This window comes from Pseudomonas sp. JS425 (assembly GCF_018223845.1).
Taxonomy (GTDB): Bacteria; Pseudomonadota; Gammaproteobacteria; order Pseudomonadales; family Pseudomonadaceae; genus Aquipseudomonas; species Aquipseudomonas asiatica.
In genome coordinates, this window is sequence record NZ_CP073661.1 from 3,253,335 (window position 1) to 3,269,456 (window position 16,122).

A 16,122-nucleotide genomic window follows, 5' to 3' on the forward strand; every position below is an offset into this window, starting at 1 on the left:
GCAAATGCGTGGCGCTGTCTTGAAGCCGATGTTGATACTGATGATGGCCAGCCTGCTCAGCGGCCAGGCCCTGGCCGAAGCCTGCAACGTACTCACTCGCTCCTCCAGCGAGGCGGTAACGCCGGTGGAGCGACACAGCTGCTACAGCTACAGCAACCTACCCGCCGAAGCGATCAACTGGTCGTGCAGCAATGAGAGCAAGGACATGCTCAACAGCGAAAAGCACAAGGTCGCGCGCTGTGCCGATGGCAGCGTTGGCAGTTGCATCGCGCCATTGACCCAGGAGGCATTGGCCAACCCCAAGGCAACTGGCGGTGACAAGCCGTCGTTGCCCAAGGATGCGCGGGTGATCACCTACTACTACGACACTCCCAGCCTGGGCCAGGCCCGCACCGATTGCGAGCGTAGCAACGGCATCTGGCAGACTCACTGATTCTGCAGGCTCGCGCGCTGCTTTTTGTGGGAGCGGCCTTGCGTCGCGAAAGGGCCGCAGCGCGGCCCCAGGATTTCAGCTTCGCACGGAAAATTGCCGGGGCCGCTTTGCGGCCCTTTCGCGACACAAGGCCGCTCCCACAGGATCATCACAGCCCTATAGACCTATGCAGAACCTATGGGACGGCGATGTTTCAGGGCGAAATCGGGTCACTCGCCGGGAAGGTCTCGTCCAGCGCATTGTCCACGGCGCTTTCCTTGGTTTTTTCCCCGCAGTGGCAATCCGGCATCCGGCACGGCTCGCCATTGCGATGCCCGTTGGCACAGGCCTCGCAGCAATACACCTTGCCTTCGAGCCGCAAGGCATTGGCATCCACGGTGCAGGAACAATCTGCACAGGCACAACGCAACTCGTTCATGGCTTGCTCTCCTCGTCATCGATCACATCATCGGTCCACGGTTCGCCATCAAGCGGTGCGGAGCGGGCCAGTTCGGCTTCGTCCAGGCCTATGCCGCCGCCAATCTCATTGGCCTCTACCCGCCTAAGGGTCTTGTCTGCAGGGCCACCGCTGCCACCGGGTTCGTGCGGGTCACGGGCACCGGTCTCGTCCAGCAAGGTGTCCGGGCTCAGGTCGTCGTAGGTGACGTTGTCCTCGTGCAGGCTGTCGCTCAACGCCTCGCCGCCAGTCATGCCGCTTTCGGCCACGCGCCGGGGCGGGAACTCGCGGGCCACGTCCGCGGCCGGTCGCTCGTCACCCGCACGCCCCTCGCGCTCGTCCAGGCGCTCGTCGAAGTCCAGTTCATGCACGCTGCCCATGCGGTCTTCGGTGTCGTCGATTTCAGTGGGGGTATAGGGCTTCGGTTTATCTGTTCGGGCCATGTGCGTTCTCCGTCAGGTGGCTTCATTCGGTCGACTGCACTTGCTGTTTGAAGATTCAGAGTTTTTTTGAACTACCGCCCGGGCCGTTGCCTCCCAGATTAGAGACTGCGAACCGCCCGGAGCCCGCCATGGCCAAGCCCCTGCAGGAATATGCGCGCAAGCGCGACTTCAATGCCACGCCCGAGCCCAGCGGCAAGCGCAGCCGTGGCAAGCGGGCCCACGCGCTGCAGTTCTGCATCCAGAAGCACGATGCCAGCCACCTGCACTACGACTTCCGCCTGGAACTCGATGGCACGCTGAAAAGCTGGGCCATCCCCAAAGGGCCGTCGCTGGACCCCAAGGTGCGCCGCCTGGCCGTGCACGTGGAGGACCACCCGCTGGACTACGCCGACTTCGAAGGCCATATCCCCGAAGGGCATTACGGCGCGGGCGACGTGATCGTCTGGGACCGGGGCATCTGGGAGCCCGAAGGTGATGCGCATGAGGCCTATGCCAAGGGCAAACTGCGTTTCCGCCTGCAAGGCGAAAAGCTCGGCGGTGTATGGAACCTGTTCCGCACCCACCTGGCCGGCAAGAAGGAGCAGTGGATGCTGGTCAAGTCGCACGACAGCCAGGCGCGCAGCGAAGCCGACTACAGCATCGTCGACGCCCAGCCCGACAGCGTGCTCAGCGACCGCACGCTGGTGCCGCGCAAGCCGACAGCAAAAAAGGCCGCCGCGCCACGTCGCAAAGCCGCCAGCAAAGGCCGGAAGGTGCCGTTGCCGGCGCAGCTGCAGCCACAACTGGCGACCTTGGTCGACTCCCCGCCCAGTGGCGACTGGCGCTACGAGGTCAAGTTCGACGGTTACCGCATCCTTGCCCGCATCGACGGTGATGACGTGCGCCTGTTCACCCGCAATGGCCATGACTGGAGCGGCAAGATGCCCAGGCAGGTTGCCGCTTTGCGCGCGCTGGGCCTCGATTCGGCCTGGCTCGATGGCGAGGTGGTGGTGGCTGGCGAAAACGGCGCGGCGGACTTCCAGGCGTTGCAGAACGCTTTCGACACCGAGCATGACGAGCACATCACCTATTACCTGTTCGACCTGCCCTTCCTGGGCAGCCAGGACCTGCGCCAGTTACCGCTGCAGGACCGGCGAGACACCCTGCAGCGCCTGCTGGAGCACAACGAATCGGACGTGCTCAAGTACTCCGACGATTTTGACCAGCCGGTCGAATCCCTGCTCGACAGCGCCTGCCGGCTGCAACTCGAAGGCCTGATCGGCAAGCGCGTCGACAGCCCCTACAGCGGCCGCCGAAGCCCCGACTGGATCAAGCTCAAGTGCAAGCAGCGCCAGGAGTTCGTGATCGTCGGCTACACCGACCCCAAAGGCAGCCGCAGCGGCTTTGGTGCCCTGCTGCTGGCCTTGCACGACAACGACAGCGGCGAGTTGCGCTATGCCGGCAAGGTCGGCACCGGCTTCAGTGCAACCACGCTGGCCAGCATCCATGCCCGGCTGAAACCTTTGGAAACCGCCAAGCCGGCCCTGCCCAACCCGCCCACCGGGGCCGAAGCCCGGGGCGTGCACTGGCTGAAACCGCAACTGCTGGCCGAAGTCGCCTATGCCCAGATGACCCGTGACGGCATCGTGCGCCACTCGGTGTTCCACGGCCTGCGCGATGACAAACCGGCTACCGCCATCGACCTGGAGCGCAGCATGCCCGCCAAGACCCTGCCCAAGCGCAAGCAGGCCAAGGCCCCCGAGGCTTTGGGCGAGCTGCGCCTGACCCACCCCGAGCGGGTGGTCGACGCCACCAGCGGCGTTACCAAGCGCGAGGTCGCCGAGTACTACGCCGCTGTCAGCCAATGGATACTGCCCCAGCTCAAGAATCGCCCGGTGGCGCTGGTACGTGCTCCGGACGGGCTGGCCGGGGAGCTGTTCTTCCAGAAGAACGCCGGCCAGTTGCATCTGCCCAACGTGCTCAGCTATGACAAGGCCGAGGCCGGCCAGGCGGCGATGGTCATCAATCGCGCCGACACCTTGATCGGCGCAGTGCAGATGAACATGCTCGAACTGCACACCTGGAACGCCACCGACAAGGACTTCGACAAGCCCGACCGCTTCGTCCTCGACCTTGACCCGGACCCGGCACTGCCGTGGAAGGCCATGCTGGAAGCCACCCAACTGGCCCTCACCTTGCTGGATGAGCTGGGCCTGAAGGTTTTTCTCAAGACCAGTGGCGGCAAAGGCATGCACCTGGTAGTGCCCCTGACCCGGCGTGCCAGCTGGGATGAAGTCAAGGCATTCAGCCACGGCATCGTCGATTACCTGGCCAGGTTGTTCCCCGACAGGCTCAGTGCCGTGTCCGGGCCCAAAAATCGCATCGGGCGCATCTTCATCGACTACCTGCGCAACGGCAAGGGGGCTACCACCGCCTGCGCGTATACCCTGCGCGCACGCGAAGGCCTGCCGGTATCCGTGCCGATCTGGCGCGAGGAACTGCCGCAACTCAAGGGCGCCAACCAGTGGAACATCGGCAACGTGCTTGAACGCCTGGGTGATGTCGACGACCCCTGGGCCGATTATGGCAAGACCAGGCAATCGATCACCGTGGGCATGCGCAAGCAGCTGGGGCTGGCCTGATGACGGCTTGCCTTCAGCGCTACCCCCGCAATGCCTGACCAAGGAGCCGAGCCCATGAGCATTGTCCAGGATTTTGACCTGACCAACCTCGATCGCCTGTTGCGAGCCTTCGGCGAGCGGCAGCAACCGCTCAACCTCGATACCCAGTTGCCGCAGCTGATTCAGGCACTGCAAGCCGACCACCTCGACCTGCTGCCCCTGCCCGGCCAGGGCAATACGCTACGGCGCTGGCAAACCCTCGCCCGGGTGGCAGGCTGTGACCTGGTCTTGGCCAAGCTGTACGAGGGCCACACCGACGCGTTGGCGATCCTTGCCGAATGCGCGGCTGCACACCACGCTGCCGAGGGTATATGGGGCGTGTGGGCCGCCGAACCGCCGGATGCCCGCGCCTGCATTGTCGCCCGTGATGGCGACCAGGTCCGCCTGGAGGGTCGCAAGGCCTGGTGTTCGGGCGCACTGCAGATCGATCGGGCGCTGGTCACGGCCTGGGACCAGCATGACCAACCCCAGCTGGTGGCCATCGAACTGTCCCATCCCAGCCAGGGCCTTGCCATAGACCGCTGGCAGGCCATTGGCATGGCCACCACCGCTAGTGTCGAAGTCGAGTTCAACCACACCCCTGGCATCGCCATCGGCCGCCCCGGGCAATACCTGTCACGCCCCGGCTTCTGGCATGGCGGTGCTGGCATTGCAGCCTGCTGGTACGGCGCCGCCGAGGCGTTGGCCGATTACCTGCGCGAACACTGCCGCAACCCCCGCCCCGACCCACATGCCGACGCTCACCTGGGCGCAGTCGACTCCGCCTTGTACGGCGCCAGGGCGGCACTGCGCGAATGCGCGGCATGGATCGACCGCCAGCCAGGCTCAGACGCCAGCTTCGAAGTGCGCCGCACCCGCGCCCAGGTAGAACAGGCCGTTGAACAGGTGATCCACCACGTTGGCCGGGCGCTGGGCGCCACTCCTTTCTGCCGTGACAACCACTTTGCCCGGCTGAGTGCCGACTTGCCGGTGTTCCTGCGCCAGAGCCATGCCGAGCGCGACCTGGCGGCGCTCGGGGAGCAATTGGCAAAACAGCCGGCGGGAGTCTGGCAACTATGAGCGAGAACCTGATCCAGGCGAACAGCGGTACACCGTGGGCGGACTGGCAGCAGGCCGCGCACCTGGCCAGGGCCACCTGGATCACCCCTCAGCAATTGTGCCCGCCGGGCCGCCGCCTGGTGCTGCTGGCACCGCACCCCGATGACGAGATTCTCATGGCCGGCGGGCTGCTGGCGGGCTTCCACGGCCGGGAAGACGACCTGGTGTTGATCTCCGCCACCGATGGTGAAGCCAGCCACCCTGGCTCTACCCACTGGAGCGAACGCCGCCTGCGCCGGCAAAGGCCACTGGAGAGCCACCATGCCCTGCAACAGCTTGACCTAGACCTCGGCCGCCTGGACTGGCGACGGCTCCACCTCAAGGACGGCGCGTTGCCACGTGACGAGGCATTTCTGCTCAACCACCTGAGCCAGTTGCTCAGGCCTGACGACCTGCTGATGGCTACCTGGAGCGGCGATGGCCACTGTGACCACGAAGCCGTAGGCCGGGCTGCCGCGCAGGCGGCCCGGATGCGCAAGGCGCAATGCCTGGAAGTACCCGTGTGGGCGTGGCACTGGGCACGACCGGACGACCCGCGTCTGCCGTGGCCGCGTGCCCACCGCATTCAGCTGGACGAGGCCCGCCTGGCCCGCAAGCGCAAGGCCCTGGCCGCCCATGTCAGCCAACTCGAACCGGACGGCCAGCGCCCGCCCGTACTGCCGCCGAACTTGCTGGATTGTCTGCTGCAACCTTTCGAACTGGTGTTCCTGTAAATGGAGTTGTCATGAGCCTCGACCCACAGTATTTCGCCGACCTGTACGCCACCAGTGAAGACCCTTGGGCCTTTCGCACCCGCTGGTACGAAAAGCGCAAGCGCGAGCTGGTCATGGCCTGCCTGCCGCGCCAGTGCTACCAGCGCGTGTTCGAGCCCGCTTGCGCCAATGGCGAGCTCAGCGCCTTGCTGGCCGAGCGTTGTGCCAACCTGGTGTGCCAGGACCTGGACCCTACTGCGGTAGCGCTGGCCGGTGAACGCTTGGCTGGGCTGCGCAATGTCTCGGTGGAACTGGCGCGGCTGCCGGCGGACTGGCCAGGTGGGCGTTTCGACCTGATCGTGCTGAGCGAGGTGGGTTACTACCTCGACCCGACCGACTGGTTGCAGGTGATCGAACAGTCGGTGGCCAGCCTGACCTACGACGGCGGGCTGCTGGCCTGCCACTGGAAGCATCCCATCGCCGGCTGCCCGCAGGACGGGCGTGAAGTGCACCGCATGCTGGCCCGGCACCTTCCGCTGTATCTGCAGTTCCAGCATGACGAGGCGGACTTCTTGCTGGAGTACTGGTCCTCTCAGCCCAGCGTGGTCGACCTCGATGAGACCTGCCCATGATTGCCGTGGTGATCCCGGCCCACAACGAGGCCCGGCGCCTTGGGCGCTGCCTGCGGGCAGTACTGGCTGCCGCCCTGCAGGCGCAGCAGGCGGGGCACCAGGTGGAGGTGCTGGTGGTGCTGGACCGCTGCAGCGATGGCAGCGCCGCCGTGGCAAGGCGGTTCGGTGTACAGGTGCTGACCGTGGATGCCGGCAACGTCGGTATGGCCCGCCGGGTGGGCGCGGCATACATGCTCGAGCGCGGCGCGCAGTGGCTGGCGTGCACCGATGCCGACAGCCGGGTGCCGGCGCACTGGCTGCTGTCGCAACTGGCCTGCAGGGCCGAGGTAGTGTGCGGCACGGTGCACGTCGAGTACTGGCAACCCTGGCAGACAGCGGCCTTGCGCAAGCTGTACCACAGCCGTTACCAGGCACATGAAGGGCATCGGCATGTGCATGGGGCCAATCTGGGAGTGTGTGCCGACGCCTATGATCGCGTGGGCGGCTTCCAGCCACTGGCGGCGCATGAGGATGTGCAACTGGTCAGCGACCTGCAGGCCAGTGGTGCGCAGATCGTATGGACCGCCAGGCACAGCGTGGCCACCAGCAGCCGGCGCGACAGCCGCGCCCGCGAAGGGTTTGGTGATTATCTGGCGGGGTTGCAGACACAGATCTGATAGTGGTTCGCAAGCGGCGCGTACCCTGTGGGAGCAACTGTCTTGCTCGAATCCTAAAAGCCGGCGCGATCCCTGTGGGAGCGGCTTTAGCCGCGAAGAATTCAATGCGGTGCATGGCACCGGCTGCGCCGGTGTTCGCGGCTAAAGCCGCTCCCACAGGAGCCCCGCGTTATGTACAGTTCCATGCGAGCTGGCTTGCGGGGACGATCTCTTTCACGACGCCTTGCGTGTCTTCTTCGCCGGCTTCTTGCCACCGAGGCTGCGCTTGAGCAGTTCGGTGAGGTCGAGGATGTCCGCGCCTTTCCCTGCTTCCGTCGCCTCGCCCTTCTCCACGGTCTCGATCTTGCCCTTGCTGGCCTTTTCTTCCACCAGGTCCATGATGGTCTGGCGAAAGGCATCGTGGTAATCCGCAGGCTTCCACTGCCCGCTCATGTCTTCGACCAACCGCTTGGCCATGTCCAGTTCGCGCTTGTCCACCTTGGCCTCGGTGACGCTGCTGTCCAGCTCCAGCGTTTCCAGCCCACGCACTTCTTCAGGCCAGCGCAAGGTGATCATCACCAGTGCATCATCCAGCGGCCGCAACAACGCCAGGTGCTGGCGGGTGTGCAGCACTACCGTGGCCAGCGCCACCTTGCCGGTCTTCGCCAGGGTTTCGCGCAGCAAGGCGTATACCTTGCCGCCACGGCGGTCGGGGGTAAGGTAATACGGCGTGTCGAAGTGCTGCAGCGGGATCTCGCCAGCCTCCACGAAGGAAAAGATATCGATCGTCTGGGTCGCCTCGGGCCGGGCCTTGCGGATTTCCTCCTCGCTGATCACCACGTAGCGGCCCTTCTCGAACTCGACGCCCTTGACGATGTTTTCCTTGTCGATTTCCTTGCCAGTGACCTTGTTCACCCGCTTGTAGCCGACCGGCTCCATGCTGCGCTTGTCGAGCCAGTCGAAATCGACCCGCTCGGTGCGCACCGCGGTATTGAGGGCCACGGGGATATGCACGAGGCCGAAACTGATGGCGCCTTTCCAGATTGCCCTAGCCATTGAAGGTGCTCCCAGGGTTGCCTGCCAATACCTGAATCGACTGCAACGGGCGGCGAAGGTTTAAACGCCCCGCCCTACGGCAGCGGGTTGCCGCCGGTCACGCCGAACACCTCGCCGGTGATGTAGCTGGACTCCTGGCTGGCCAGCAACACATACACCGGCGCACACTCGGCGGGTTGCCCCGGTCGCTTCATCGGCGTTTGTGCGCCGAACTCGGGGATTTTCTCCGGCGGCTGGCCGCCACTGGGCTGCAGCACGGTCCAGATAGGCCCCGGGGCCACGGCATTGACCCTGATGCCGCGCTCGATAACCTGCTTGGCCAAGGCCTTGGTAAAGGCGACGATCGCGGCCTTGGTGGTGGCATAGTCGAGCAAGGTGGCCGAAGGCTGGTAGGACTGGATCGAGGCGGTATTGATGATGGTCGCCCCCGCCGGCATCAGCGGAACAGCTGCCTGGCACAGCCAGAACAGCGCGTAGACGTTGGTTTTCAGGGTGTGATCGAACTGTTCGTGGCTGATCTGGCTGATGTCCTTGCGCGCCTCCTGCTTGCCGGCGACGTTGACCAGGATGTCCAGCCCGCCAAGTTGCTCATGGGCCTGGTCGACCAGCTCCTTGCAGAACTGCTCATCCTTCAGGTCACCGGCAATTGCCACCACCTTGCGGCCTTCGGCTTCAATCAGCTTGATGACTTCGCGGGCATCGGGTTGCTCGATGGGCATGTAGTTGAGGGCAATGTCGGCACCCTCACGGGCAAAGGCGATGGCCACTGCACGGCCGATGCCCGAATCCGCACCGGTGATAAGCGCCTTGCGCCCTGCCAGGCGGCCAAAACCCTTGTAGGTGGTTTCGCCGTGGTCTGGCTCGGGCTGCATGTTGGCATCCAGCCCCGGTGCTGGTTGGCCTTGGGCCGGGAATGGTGGATGCGGGTACTGGGTCAGCGGGTTCTGCATGCTGAACTGGTCGTGGGGTTTGTTAGGCATGGGGGCCTCTCCTCTGGTGTACCGGTGTTGGCCCATTCGCGGGCTTGCCCGCGAAGGCCGTCTTACCGTTTTCGAGGAGAGCCCTCATCGATGGTTTTTTTCGACTGGCCCAAACACCGACCAGCGGTCACACCGGGCTAAACAGCACCCGCCTGAAGGCCTCGGCAGCCAAGTGCACCTGTACCGCCCAGTCCTGCGCCGCGTCACTGCCGGCATCATCGGAAATGTACTTCAGGCACACGAACGGGATGCCTTCGCTGCGTGCGATCAGCGCCAGCACGTAGGCTTCCATGTCGACCACGTCATAGGGTGCATCGCCATGGTTGATCTCGAAGCTGTCACCACTGCCGCAGGTCTCCAGGGCCAGGCCGGGGATCTGCGCGCCATGCTCCAGCACCAGCGGGATGTCCGACAGAGGCGTCTGGTAGCGGGCGAAACCCAGCGGGGTCACATCCATGTCGCGCTGCACGAAGCGGGTGCAGCACACCACCTCGCCCTTGCCATGGCGCTGGCTGCCGGCCGAGCCGAGGTTGACGATCAGCCTGGGCCGGCGCGCAGCAATGGCCTTGGTCAGGGCGATGGCGGCATTGACCTTGCCGATGCCGGTGAACACGGTGTTGACGTCAGCGAATACATCGCCGGCCTCGGCTTCGAGGGCGAAGACAAACAACGTGTCGTCCAGGGAAATGTCGGGGAATTGCTTGATCAGCATCATGGCGCAGGTGGTTCCGGGTGGCTGCGAAAGGCGCGGCCATTTTCGGTCAACCCCGGCTAATTGCAAGCCCCGGCGGCCACCACGGCTCGTAATGCCTGCGCCCTGCCCAAGCCTGCAGCGCTGGCCTGGGCCAGGCATTGCAGCTGCTGGTCGGCATGGGTGCCATCGCGCAGCAGGCGCTGTGCATGCAGGAAGGCGCGTTCGGCGTCTACAGTGTCGATCGGCAACTGTTCCTGCAACTGGGCCAACCAACCTGCGGCCGTGACCGGCTGCTGCTCATGCAGACCAATGAACTCGCCCTGGCGCCCATGGCGCATGGCGCGCCAGTAGTTTTCCTGGGTGATCCAGCGCTGCTCGCGGTTGCAGGCGGACGAGTCGTGCCGGTACACGATGCTGTGCTCGACCAGGTGACGAAATAGCGCGGCGATGCACAGCGCGTCCTCCAGCCGCGGGCAGCCATCGCAGATGCGCAGTTCGACCGTCGGGAAGCGCCGTGAAGGCCGGATCGCCCACCAGAAGTCGCCATCCGCGGCCAGCGACCCTGTGCGTTGCAGCAATGCACGGTAGCGCTCGTAGGCAGCCCAGTCCGGCAACGGCTCGGGCAAACCCATGTGCGGCCACTCCCCGCAAATTACCCGCCGGTAGCTCATGTAGCCGGTGCACTGGCCTGCCCACAGCGGGGATGACGTGCTCAGCACCAGCAACAGAGGCAGCCAGCCCAGAACACGGTTGATCAATTGGATGCGGTCGCAACCTGGCGGTACGCCCACGTGAACATGCAGGCCGTTGAGCAGGCTGCGCCGCGCCACATGCCGGTAGTCAGCGAACAGTTGCTGGTAATGCGCAGGGGTTGCAGGTTTCTGACGCAGCCAGGCGGCATTGGGGTGGCTTGCCGCGCCGTACAGGCCCATGCCCTCTTCGGCCAGCGCTGTGTTCAGCCGCTGGCGGCTGTGCTGGAAGAACTCGCGTGCCTCGAACAGGTTGGCGAACACCGGCGAGGCCACCTCGATCTGGCTGCGGAACATTTCCTGGGCAAAATGCTGGCCCAGCGCCTTGCGACAACGCCCGAGCACGGCTGGCGAAGGTGTGGCTGGCACCTGCCCCGTGTTCAGGTTCACCAGCAGGTATTCTTCCTCGATGCCGAACGTGCAGGGTCGGGCCATGCTGCCTCAGCTGTTGCGGGTGACTGTGAGCACCACCGCGGCGATGCGCTCGACCTGCTCGTAACCGGGTTCGTTCAGTTGCTCGCCAAACACGTCCGGGTCGATTTCCCGATACACCCAGGACCATTCCGGGCCTGCCAGGCGCAGGCGAATGGCTTCGAGCAAGGCATCACGGCCTTCGCTTATCGCCACGCCGGTATACAACAATAGCGAGCCCCCCGAGCCGAGCCGCTCGCAAGCTTGCTCGACGATACGCAGCGAAAGCTGCGCGCCGAGCGAACCACCGCCATGCCGATAGGTACGTTGGCAGGCATCCAGCATGTACGGCGGGTTGGCAACGATAAGGTCGAACAGCCCGGTAATGCCGTCGAGCACGTCACTGGGTTCCACGGAAACATTGCTCAAGCCCGCCAATGCCGCGTTGATCGCGGTATAACGCAGCGCGAGCGGGTTGATATCCACGGCGCTGACCTGGGCATGGGGCGCCGCGCGGGCGATCAGCAAGGCGCCGACACCCGTGCCGCACCCGATATCCACGGCATGCTCGACACGCTTGGGGATGCGTTGCAGGTGATCGTGAATCACTTGGGCGAAACGGTAACTGTCGGGGCCGAGAAACACTGCGTCGGTTTCCTCGGTGGGGTAAGCAGAGTGCAGCAGCAGCAGGTCGTCGATCGTGGACCAGCGCACGGTGCTGATCAGCAGTTCTCCGTGCTGCTTAAGCACCTGGGCCCGCCGCATCTGGTCCAGCTCATCGGCAGAAACCAATGACGAACGGAACGGGCGGCTCCAGCCGAACACATCGCGCACTGTCCTGGCTTGCCCGGCTTCCGGGCGCGCATTCACGCGAGCATGGGTTGCCGGGGTGACACAGGTGAAGCGGTAGCCGTCGGCGCGCAGGCGCCTGCCCAATTGCAGCATTGCCTGGTCAGCCTGGATTTGTTGTGGATCGAGCAGCATCAGCGGGTTACCTCCTGATTCAGGCCGGTAGCACGCAAGTAGCGCCGGGTGGCCAGCAACCCTTCCGGTGTCGCATGACGGTTACCGGACATCGTGTCGATCAACGTCTGGATATCGGCGTCCGGGGCAGGAGTCGCGAGCGTATCATCCGATTCCACCTTCACCTCCCAGCTGCCGGGCAGCACGCGACGCCCGCGGGCTTGCAAGCCTGCAGCGATCCAGTCGTGCCATAGCTGTTTTTCATACGCCGTGAACACGCCATACATCGGTGCCGAGGGGCCATCGATGAGTCCCCACCAGCGGCTGTTGGCGGGTGCTTCACCACGGCGGATCCAGCCCTGTGCCTGCAAGGCTTGCAGAAACGCGGGCATGGCACCGGGCTCGGCCAGCCATTGGTTGACGGTGCGTTTTTGCAAGCGGCAATGGTCGGAATGCATGAATTGGCCAAAATTGCGCTTGCGCTCCAGTGCCGACAGCAGCTCGGATTCAAGATCGAAGCTGCTGATCAGGCTGGGTGTATCAAGCCCCAGGTCATTCAAGCGGTACCCGCTGCGCACCCGCTGGTAGAACTGACCAGCGTCGTCGACCGGGCAGAATTGGCGTAGCGCCTGGATGGACAGATGCGCATGCCCGCTGGCCGCGTTGTCGATGGTCACATGGAGCTGGAAATAATGGCCATCGATGCCCACTTCCGCCAGTTCGTAAGTGGTAATCAGCAAATGCAACGGTGGTTGTTCATAGCCCAGGTTGTAGCCGATCAGCTCGGGAAGAAAATCATCGCCATGGCGCCCCAATGCCAACTGCAAGGCACCTTGCAGGTAACGCTGGTCGTCCAATTCAGGCAGGCCCAGGCAACCCAGCCGGCTCAACAGCCGTTGGTAGATCAGCACATGGTTGCAGCGCGGATCACCGCCACCCAGTTCTTCCAAGTAGGTGCGAATCAGGCCGTGATAGCGCGGATCGCCCCAGTGACGCAAGGTGCTGTGCAGCCATGCCCCGTCCACTGCCTTGGTGGGCGCCACTTGTTGCAGGAACCACAACGCCTGGGCGCGGTTGGCAAAGTAGCGCCGAGGTGCGCCTTGGCGGCGTTGTTCGAGGTAACCGGCATAAGCTTCGGCCACCTGGCTTGCATGGCCAGCGCTCCAGGCTTCCAGCTGAGCAGGATCGGCAGGCAGGTCATCCGGCAAACGCTGCGCGCGTGCCAATTGTTCGCTCAGCCAAGCTTTGCTCGTGGTGTCGTGGCTCACGAGCAGCTTGTGGTAACGCTCCTTCAGGCTTGGCCCAGTTGCCGAAGCCGGTATCACCGCGCCGGTCTTGCGGGTCATTACCGTCATGCCGTAGTCCTTGTCCGCGTTTTATTGGCTGGGTTTCTGCCCGGGCATCGGTTCAGGGGCCGGCGCCGGTTGGGTAGCGGGTTTGTCGCCGGGTTGCTGCATCTGCAGCGAAGGTTTGCTTTGGTCTGCATCCTTTGCCGGGTGGTCGTTGTCCCGGTCGAAACAGCCACCCAGCAAGCCAAGCGTGCCCACCAGCGCTATCAGGGGGATCAATCGCATGGGGTTCTCCTCATGTGCAGAATCGCAGTGCCCGATCACCCGGGCACTGCGTAGGCTCACTTACGAACGGCCGCCCTTGCGGCCCGATTCGCTGGTACGGCCACCACCGGATTGCTGGCCGCCCTTGCGCCCAGCTTCGGAGGCTTTTTCGCGGTCATTGGCAAAGTTGCCCGGGTTCTTGTTGCCACCCTGGCTGCCTTGCTGGTTGCCGGTGCGGCTGTTCTCTTTGTTGGCCATGGTCTTAAACCTCGTATGACTTCGGAATGCACGGCATTACCCGCCGTACACCTGTTGGGAGTTCGGTCATTTCGGCGGATTCGGTTTAATGCGAAGCGTTCGGACCAGCGGCATTAAATAAGCGGCATCAGCATATTTGGCGCGCCTGTCAGTCGCGCGATGTGCTTTCCAGGCGTGCCTGTCGCCTTCCCAGCACCCCGCCGGTCAGCGCCCAACCCAAGGCAATCAACGTACCGATCAACATCGCCAGTTGCGGATACTCGCCCATCACGTCCAGCGCGCGTTTGAGCCAACCACTCAACGCATCACCGCCGCGGTAAACCACGGTGTCGATGAAGTTCTTGGCCTTGTACTTGTCCTCGACGGGCAGCACGGTGAACAGCATCTCCCGCCCCGGCCGCACCAGCGCGTACTCACCCGCCCGACGCACCACCATCACCACCACGAACCCGGCGAACATCGGGGCCAGTGCCAGCCACAGGAAGCCCGCAGCCATCACCAGCGGCACCGCCACCAGCAGCACGCCCACCCCCAGCCGGCGTGCCAGGCGACCGGTGAGGAACACCTGGGTGAGGATGGCCAGGGCCTGTACCACGCTGTCGATCAGGCCGAACACCTGGGTTTGCCGGGTACGGTCGGTGAAGGTTTGGCTGACGATGCGTGCCTGCTCGAAATACAGGAAGGTGCTGACACTGGCGAGCAACACCACGAACAGGGCAATGCCCAACAGGTAGGGCGAGCGCAGTACGGCAGTGGCACCGGCAAACGGGTTGCCGCCCAGTGGCCGGGAATCCACCCGCTCGGCTTGCGCCGGTAGAAGGTTGAGCTTTCGCCAGCGTTGCAAGTACAACGTAGCGCCAATGCTGCCCAAAAGAAGCGCTGCGGCCAGCAACAGCAAGCCGGCATGGCCCAGCGGCGCTACCAGCAGCGTGCCCAGGATGGGGCCGCTGAGTCCACCCAGGCTGGCCCCGGCCGCCAGCAGGCCGAACAGGCGCTTGCCTTGTGCGGTGGAAAACAGGTCGGCGAGCACGCTCCAGGCCAGCGAGATGCTCAGCAGGTTGAACACCGACAACCAGATGTAGAAGGCCCGCGCCGCCCATGAAGCTTCCGGATTGCGGGCAAACAGCACGGCGAACAGCAGCAGGTTGCTGGCGAAAAAGCCGTAGGTACATGGCAGGATGTACCGGCGCTGCACCTTGGAGGCCAGCCAGCCAAACAACGGCAGGCACGCCAGGGTGGCGACGAAAGTGCCGGTGAACAGCCATTGCAGGTTGTCCACGCCACCGGCGACGCCCATGGTTTCGCGCACCGGGCGCAGCATGAAATAGCCAGTGAACAACAGGTAGAACAGCAGCAAACCGGCGATCACCGCCGGCCCTTCGCCGGGCTGGATGTTCAGCCCCTGGTCCAGGCGCCGCCGCCAGGCTGCCATGGTGTCAGGCAAACTGCTTGATCAGCGCCTGTTGCTGCGCCAGGGTCAGCAACGGCCCGTGCCCGGCCTTGATCTGGTCAAGTTGGCGCTCGGGCCGGCTGGTCGCGGGGATGACCGTGGTCACCGCCGGGTGACTGATGGCGAACTTGAGAAACAGCTGCGCCCAGCTGCCGACACCCGCCTCTGCGGCCCAGCCGGGCAAGGCCTGGTCCTTCACCCGGGCGAACAGGCGGCCATCGTCGAACGCCCGGTTGACCAGCACGGCGACGCCCTTGTCCTGGCACAGCGGCAGCAGTTCGCGGGCGGCGTCGGGGGCATTGACCGAGTAGTTGATCTGGATGAAGTCCAGCGGCTCGCTGCGCACGATGCGGGCTACCTCGTCCTGGCCACTGTTCAGGTAATGGGTGATGCCGACATAGCGGGTCTTGCCCTGCTGCTTCAATTCGCGGGCATAAGGCAGCTGGGTCTGCCAGTCGCGCAGGTTGTGGATCTGCAGCAAGTCGACCTTGTCGGTGCGCAGGCTCGCGAGGCTGCCGGCCCATTGCGCTTCGGCGTCTGCCCGGCTGTCGGCGGCGATCTTGGTGGCAATGAAGCATTGCCGGTGCCAGCCGCCCTCTTCCAGCAGCTGGCCGAGAATGCTGTCGGCGCCGCCGTAGTTGGGCGAGGTGTCGATAACCCGGCCACCGCCTTCGAAGAACGCCTGCAGTACAACTTTCAGCTGCTGGTACTGGGCAGAACCGGCTTGCACTTCGAAACTGCCGGAGGTACCGGCGCCGATCGCCGGCAGCGCTTCACCGGTGCTCGGCACTTGGCGGGTCAGCAAACCCGCCGGGGCAGCGGCGTGCAACCAGGGGCTGGCGGCCAGCAAGCCCAAAGTGGCACCCGCACGTAGGACATCACGACGTGCGTACATGGAAAAGCTCCCGTCATGAAGCGGAAACTTTCAAGGCTAGCCGCTGCCCCCGGCTGCGTCCGGTGTTTCTGTATCTGGATGTTT

General features: G+C 64.4%; 18 protein-coding genes. 6 read left to right on the top strand and 12 right to left on the bottom strand.

Annotated features, from left to right (window positions below; genetic code table 11):
* Positions 1 to 4: 4 nt before the first annotated feature.
* On the top strand, positions 5 to 433 hold the full coding sequence (locus KDB76_RS15265; protein ID WP_023661124.1) for a hypothetical protein: 429 nt from the start codon (positions 5 to 7) through the stop codon (positions 431 to 433).
* A gap of 193 nt (positions 434 to 626) precedes the next feature.
* On the opposite strand, the gene KDB76_RS15270 is transcribed toward KDB76_RS15265, so the two are convergent.
* Together KDB76_RS15270 and KDB76_RS15275 are read right to left on the bottom strand one after the other, a co-directional pair.
* On the bottom strand, positions 627 to 851 hold the full coding sequence (locus KDB76_RS15270) for a metallothionein (RefSeq protein WP_023661123.1): 225 nt from the start codon (positions 849 to 851) through the stop codon (positions 627 to 629).
* Complete coding sequence (locus tag KDB76_RS15275; protein ID WP_038409647.1) at positions 848 to 1,312, bottom strand: hypothetical protein; 465 nt, start codon at positions 1,310 to 1,312, stop codon at positions 848 to 850. The genes KDB76_RS15270 and KDB76_RS15275 overlap by 4 nt, the downstream gene beginning before the upstream one ends.
* A 128-nt stretch (positions 1,313 to 1,440) precedes the next feature.
* On the opposite strand from KDB76_RS15275, the gene ligD reads away from it, so the two are divergent.
* The 5 genes from ligD to KDB76_RS15300 are packed head-to-tail and all read left to right on the top strand — an operon-like array spanning position 1,441 to position 7,050.
* Positions 1,441 to 3,933 carry a DNA ligase D gene (ligD, locus tag KDB76_RS15280; RefSeq protein WP_038409648.1) on the top strand — a complete coding sequence of 831 codons (2,493 nt, stop codon included), beginning with the start codon at positions 1,441 to 1,443 and terminating at the stop codon, positions 3,931 to 3,933.
* 54 nt (positions 3,934 to 3,987) lie between these two features.
* Positions 3,988 to 5,031 (top strand): acyl-CoA dehydrogenase family protein, encoded by a 1,044-nt coding sequence (locus KDB76_RS15285; protein ID WP_013972633.1) that lies wholly within the window; start codon positions 3,988 to 3,990, stop codon positions 5,029 to 5,031.
* The gene (locus tag KDB76_RS15290) at positions 5,028 to 5,783 is read left to right on the top strand and encodes a PIG-L family deacetylase (RefSeq protein ID WP_013972634.1); all 756 of its coding nucleotides are present in this window, start codon (positions 5,028 to 5,030) and stop codon (positions 5,781 to 5,783) included. Before KDB76_RS15285 ends, KDB76_RS15290 begins: the two co-directional genes overlap by 4 nt.
* A gap of 11 nt (positions 5,784 to 5,794) precedes the next feature.
* Entirely contained in the window at positions 5,795 to 6,394 is a 600-nt protein-coding gene (locus KDB76_RS15295) for an SAM-dependent methyltransferase (RefSeq protein WP_013972635.1), read from the top strand.
* Positions 6,391 to 7,050: a glycosyltransferase gene (locus tag KDB76_RS15300; protein WP_038409649.1), complete on the top strand. Its 660-nt coding sequence runs from the start codon at positions 6,391 to 6,393 to the stop codon at positions 7,048 to 7,050. The genes KDB76_RS15295 and KDB76_RS15300 overlap by 4 nt, the downstream gene beginning before the upstream one ends.
* Positions 7,051 to 7,263: 213 nt before the next feature.
* On the opposite strand, the gene KDB76_RS15305 is transcribed toward KDB76_RS15300, so the two are convergent.
* The 10 genes from KDB76_RS15305 to KDB76_RS15350 all read right to left on the bottom strand — a co-directional run bounded on the left by KDB76_RS15305 (position 7,264) and on the right by KDB76_RS15350 (position 16,038).
* Positions 7,264 to 8,085 carry a Ku protein gene (locus tag KDB76_RS15305; protein WP_038409650.1) on the bottom strand — a complete coding sequence of 274 codons (822 nt, stop codon included), beginning with the start codon at positions 8,083 to 8,085 and terminating at the stop codon, positions 7,264 to 7,266.
* 74 nt (positions 8,086 to 8,159) lie between these two features.
* Entirely contained in the window at positions 8,160 to 9,065 is a 906-nt protein-coding gene (locus tag KDB76_RS15310) for an SDR family oxidoreductase (RefSeq protein ID WP_013972638.1), read from the bottom strand.
* Positions 9,066 to 9,192: 127 nt separating this feature from the next.
* A complete protein-coding gene (locus KDB76_RS15315) occupies positions 9,193 to 9,780 on the bottom strand; it encodes a nucleosidase (protein WP_023661554.1) in 588 nt (195 codons plus the stop codon).
* A gap of 56 nt (positions 9,781 to 9,836) precedes the next feature.
* On the bottom strand, positions 9,837 to 10,943 hold the full coding sequence (locus KDB76_RS15320) for a carboxylate-amine ligase (protein WP_023661555.1): 1,107 nt from the start codon (positions 10,941 to 10,943) through the stop codon (positions 9,837 to 9,839).
* A gap of 6 nt (positions 10,944 to 10,949) precedes the next feature.
* A complete protein-coding gene (locus tag KDB76_RS15325; RefSeq protein WP_023661556.1) occupies positions 10,950 to 11,903 on the bottom strand; it encodes a class I SAM-dependent methyltransferase in 954 nt (317 codons plus the stop codon).
* The gene (locus tag KDB76_RS15330) at positions 11,903 to 13,237 is read right to left on the bottom strand and encodes an iron-containing redox enzyme family protein (protein ID WP_024087141.1); all 1,335 of its coding nucleotides are present in this window, start codon (positions 13,235 to 13,237) and stop codon (positions 11,903 to 11,905) included. Before KDB76_RS15330 ends, KDB76_RS15325 begins: the two co-directional genes overlap by 1 nt.
* A gap of 21 nt (positions 13,238 to 13,258) precedes the next feature.
* Positions 13,259 to 13,456 (bottom strand): hypothetical protein, encoded by a 198-nt coding sequence (locus KDB76_RS15335; protein ID WP_023661558.1) that lies wholly within the window; start codon positions 13,454 to 13,456, stop codon positions 13,259 to 13,261.
* A gap of 60 nt (positions 13,457 to 13,516) precedes the next feature.
* On the bottom strand, positions 13,517 to 13,693 hold the full coding sequence (locus KDB76_RS15340; protein ID WP_003259933.1) for a KGG domain-containing protein: 177 nt from the start codon (positions 13,691 to 13,693) through the stop codon (positions 13,517 to 13,519).
* A gap of 148 nt (positions 13,694 to 13,841) precedes the next feature.
* Positions 13,842 to 15,125, bottom strand: coding sequence for an MFS transporter (locus KDB76_RS15345; RefSeq protein WP_024087142.1), 1,284 nt, complete (start codon positions 15,123 to 15,125; stop codon positions 13,842 to 13,844).
* A 4-nt stretch (positions 15,126 to 15,129) separates the two neighbouring features.
* Positions 15,130 to 16,038 (bottom strand): aldo/keto reductase, encoded by a 909-nt coding sequence (locus KDB76_RS15350; protein WP_038409651.1) that lies wholly within the window; start codon positions 16,036 to 16,038, stop codon positions 15,130 to 15,132.
* Between the last annotated feature and the right edge of the window lie 84 nt (positions 16,039 to 16,122).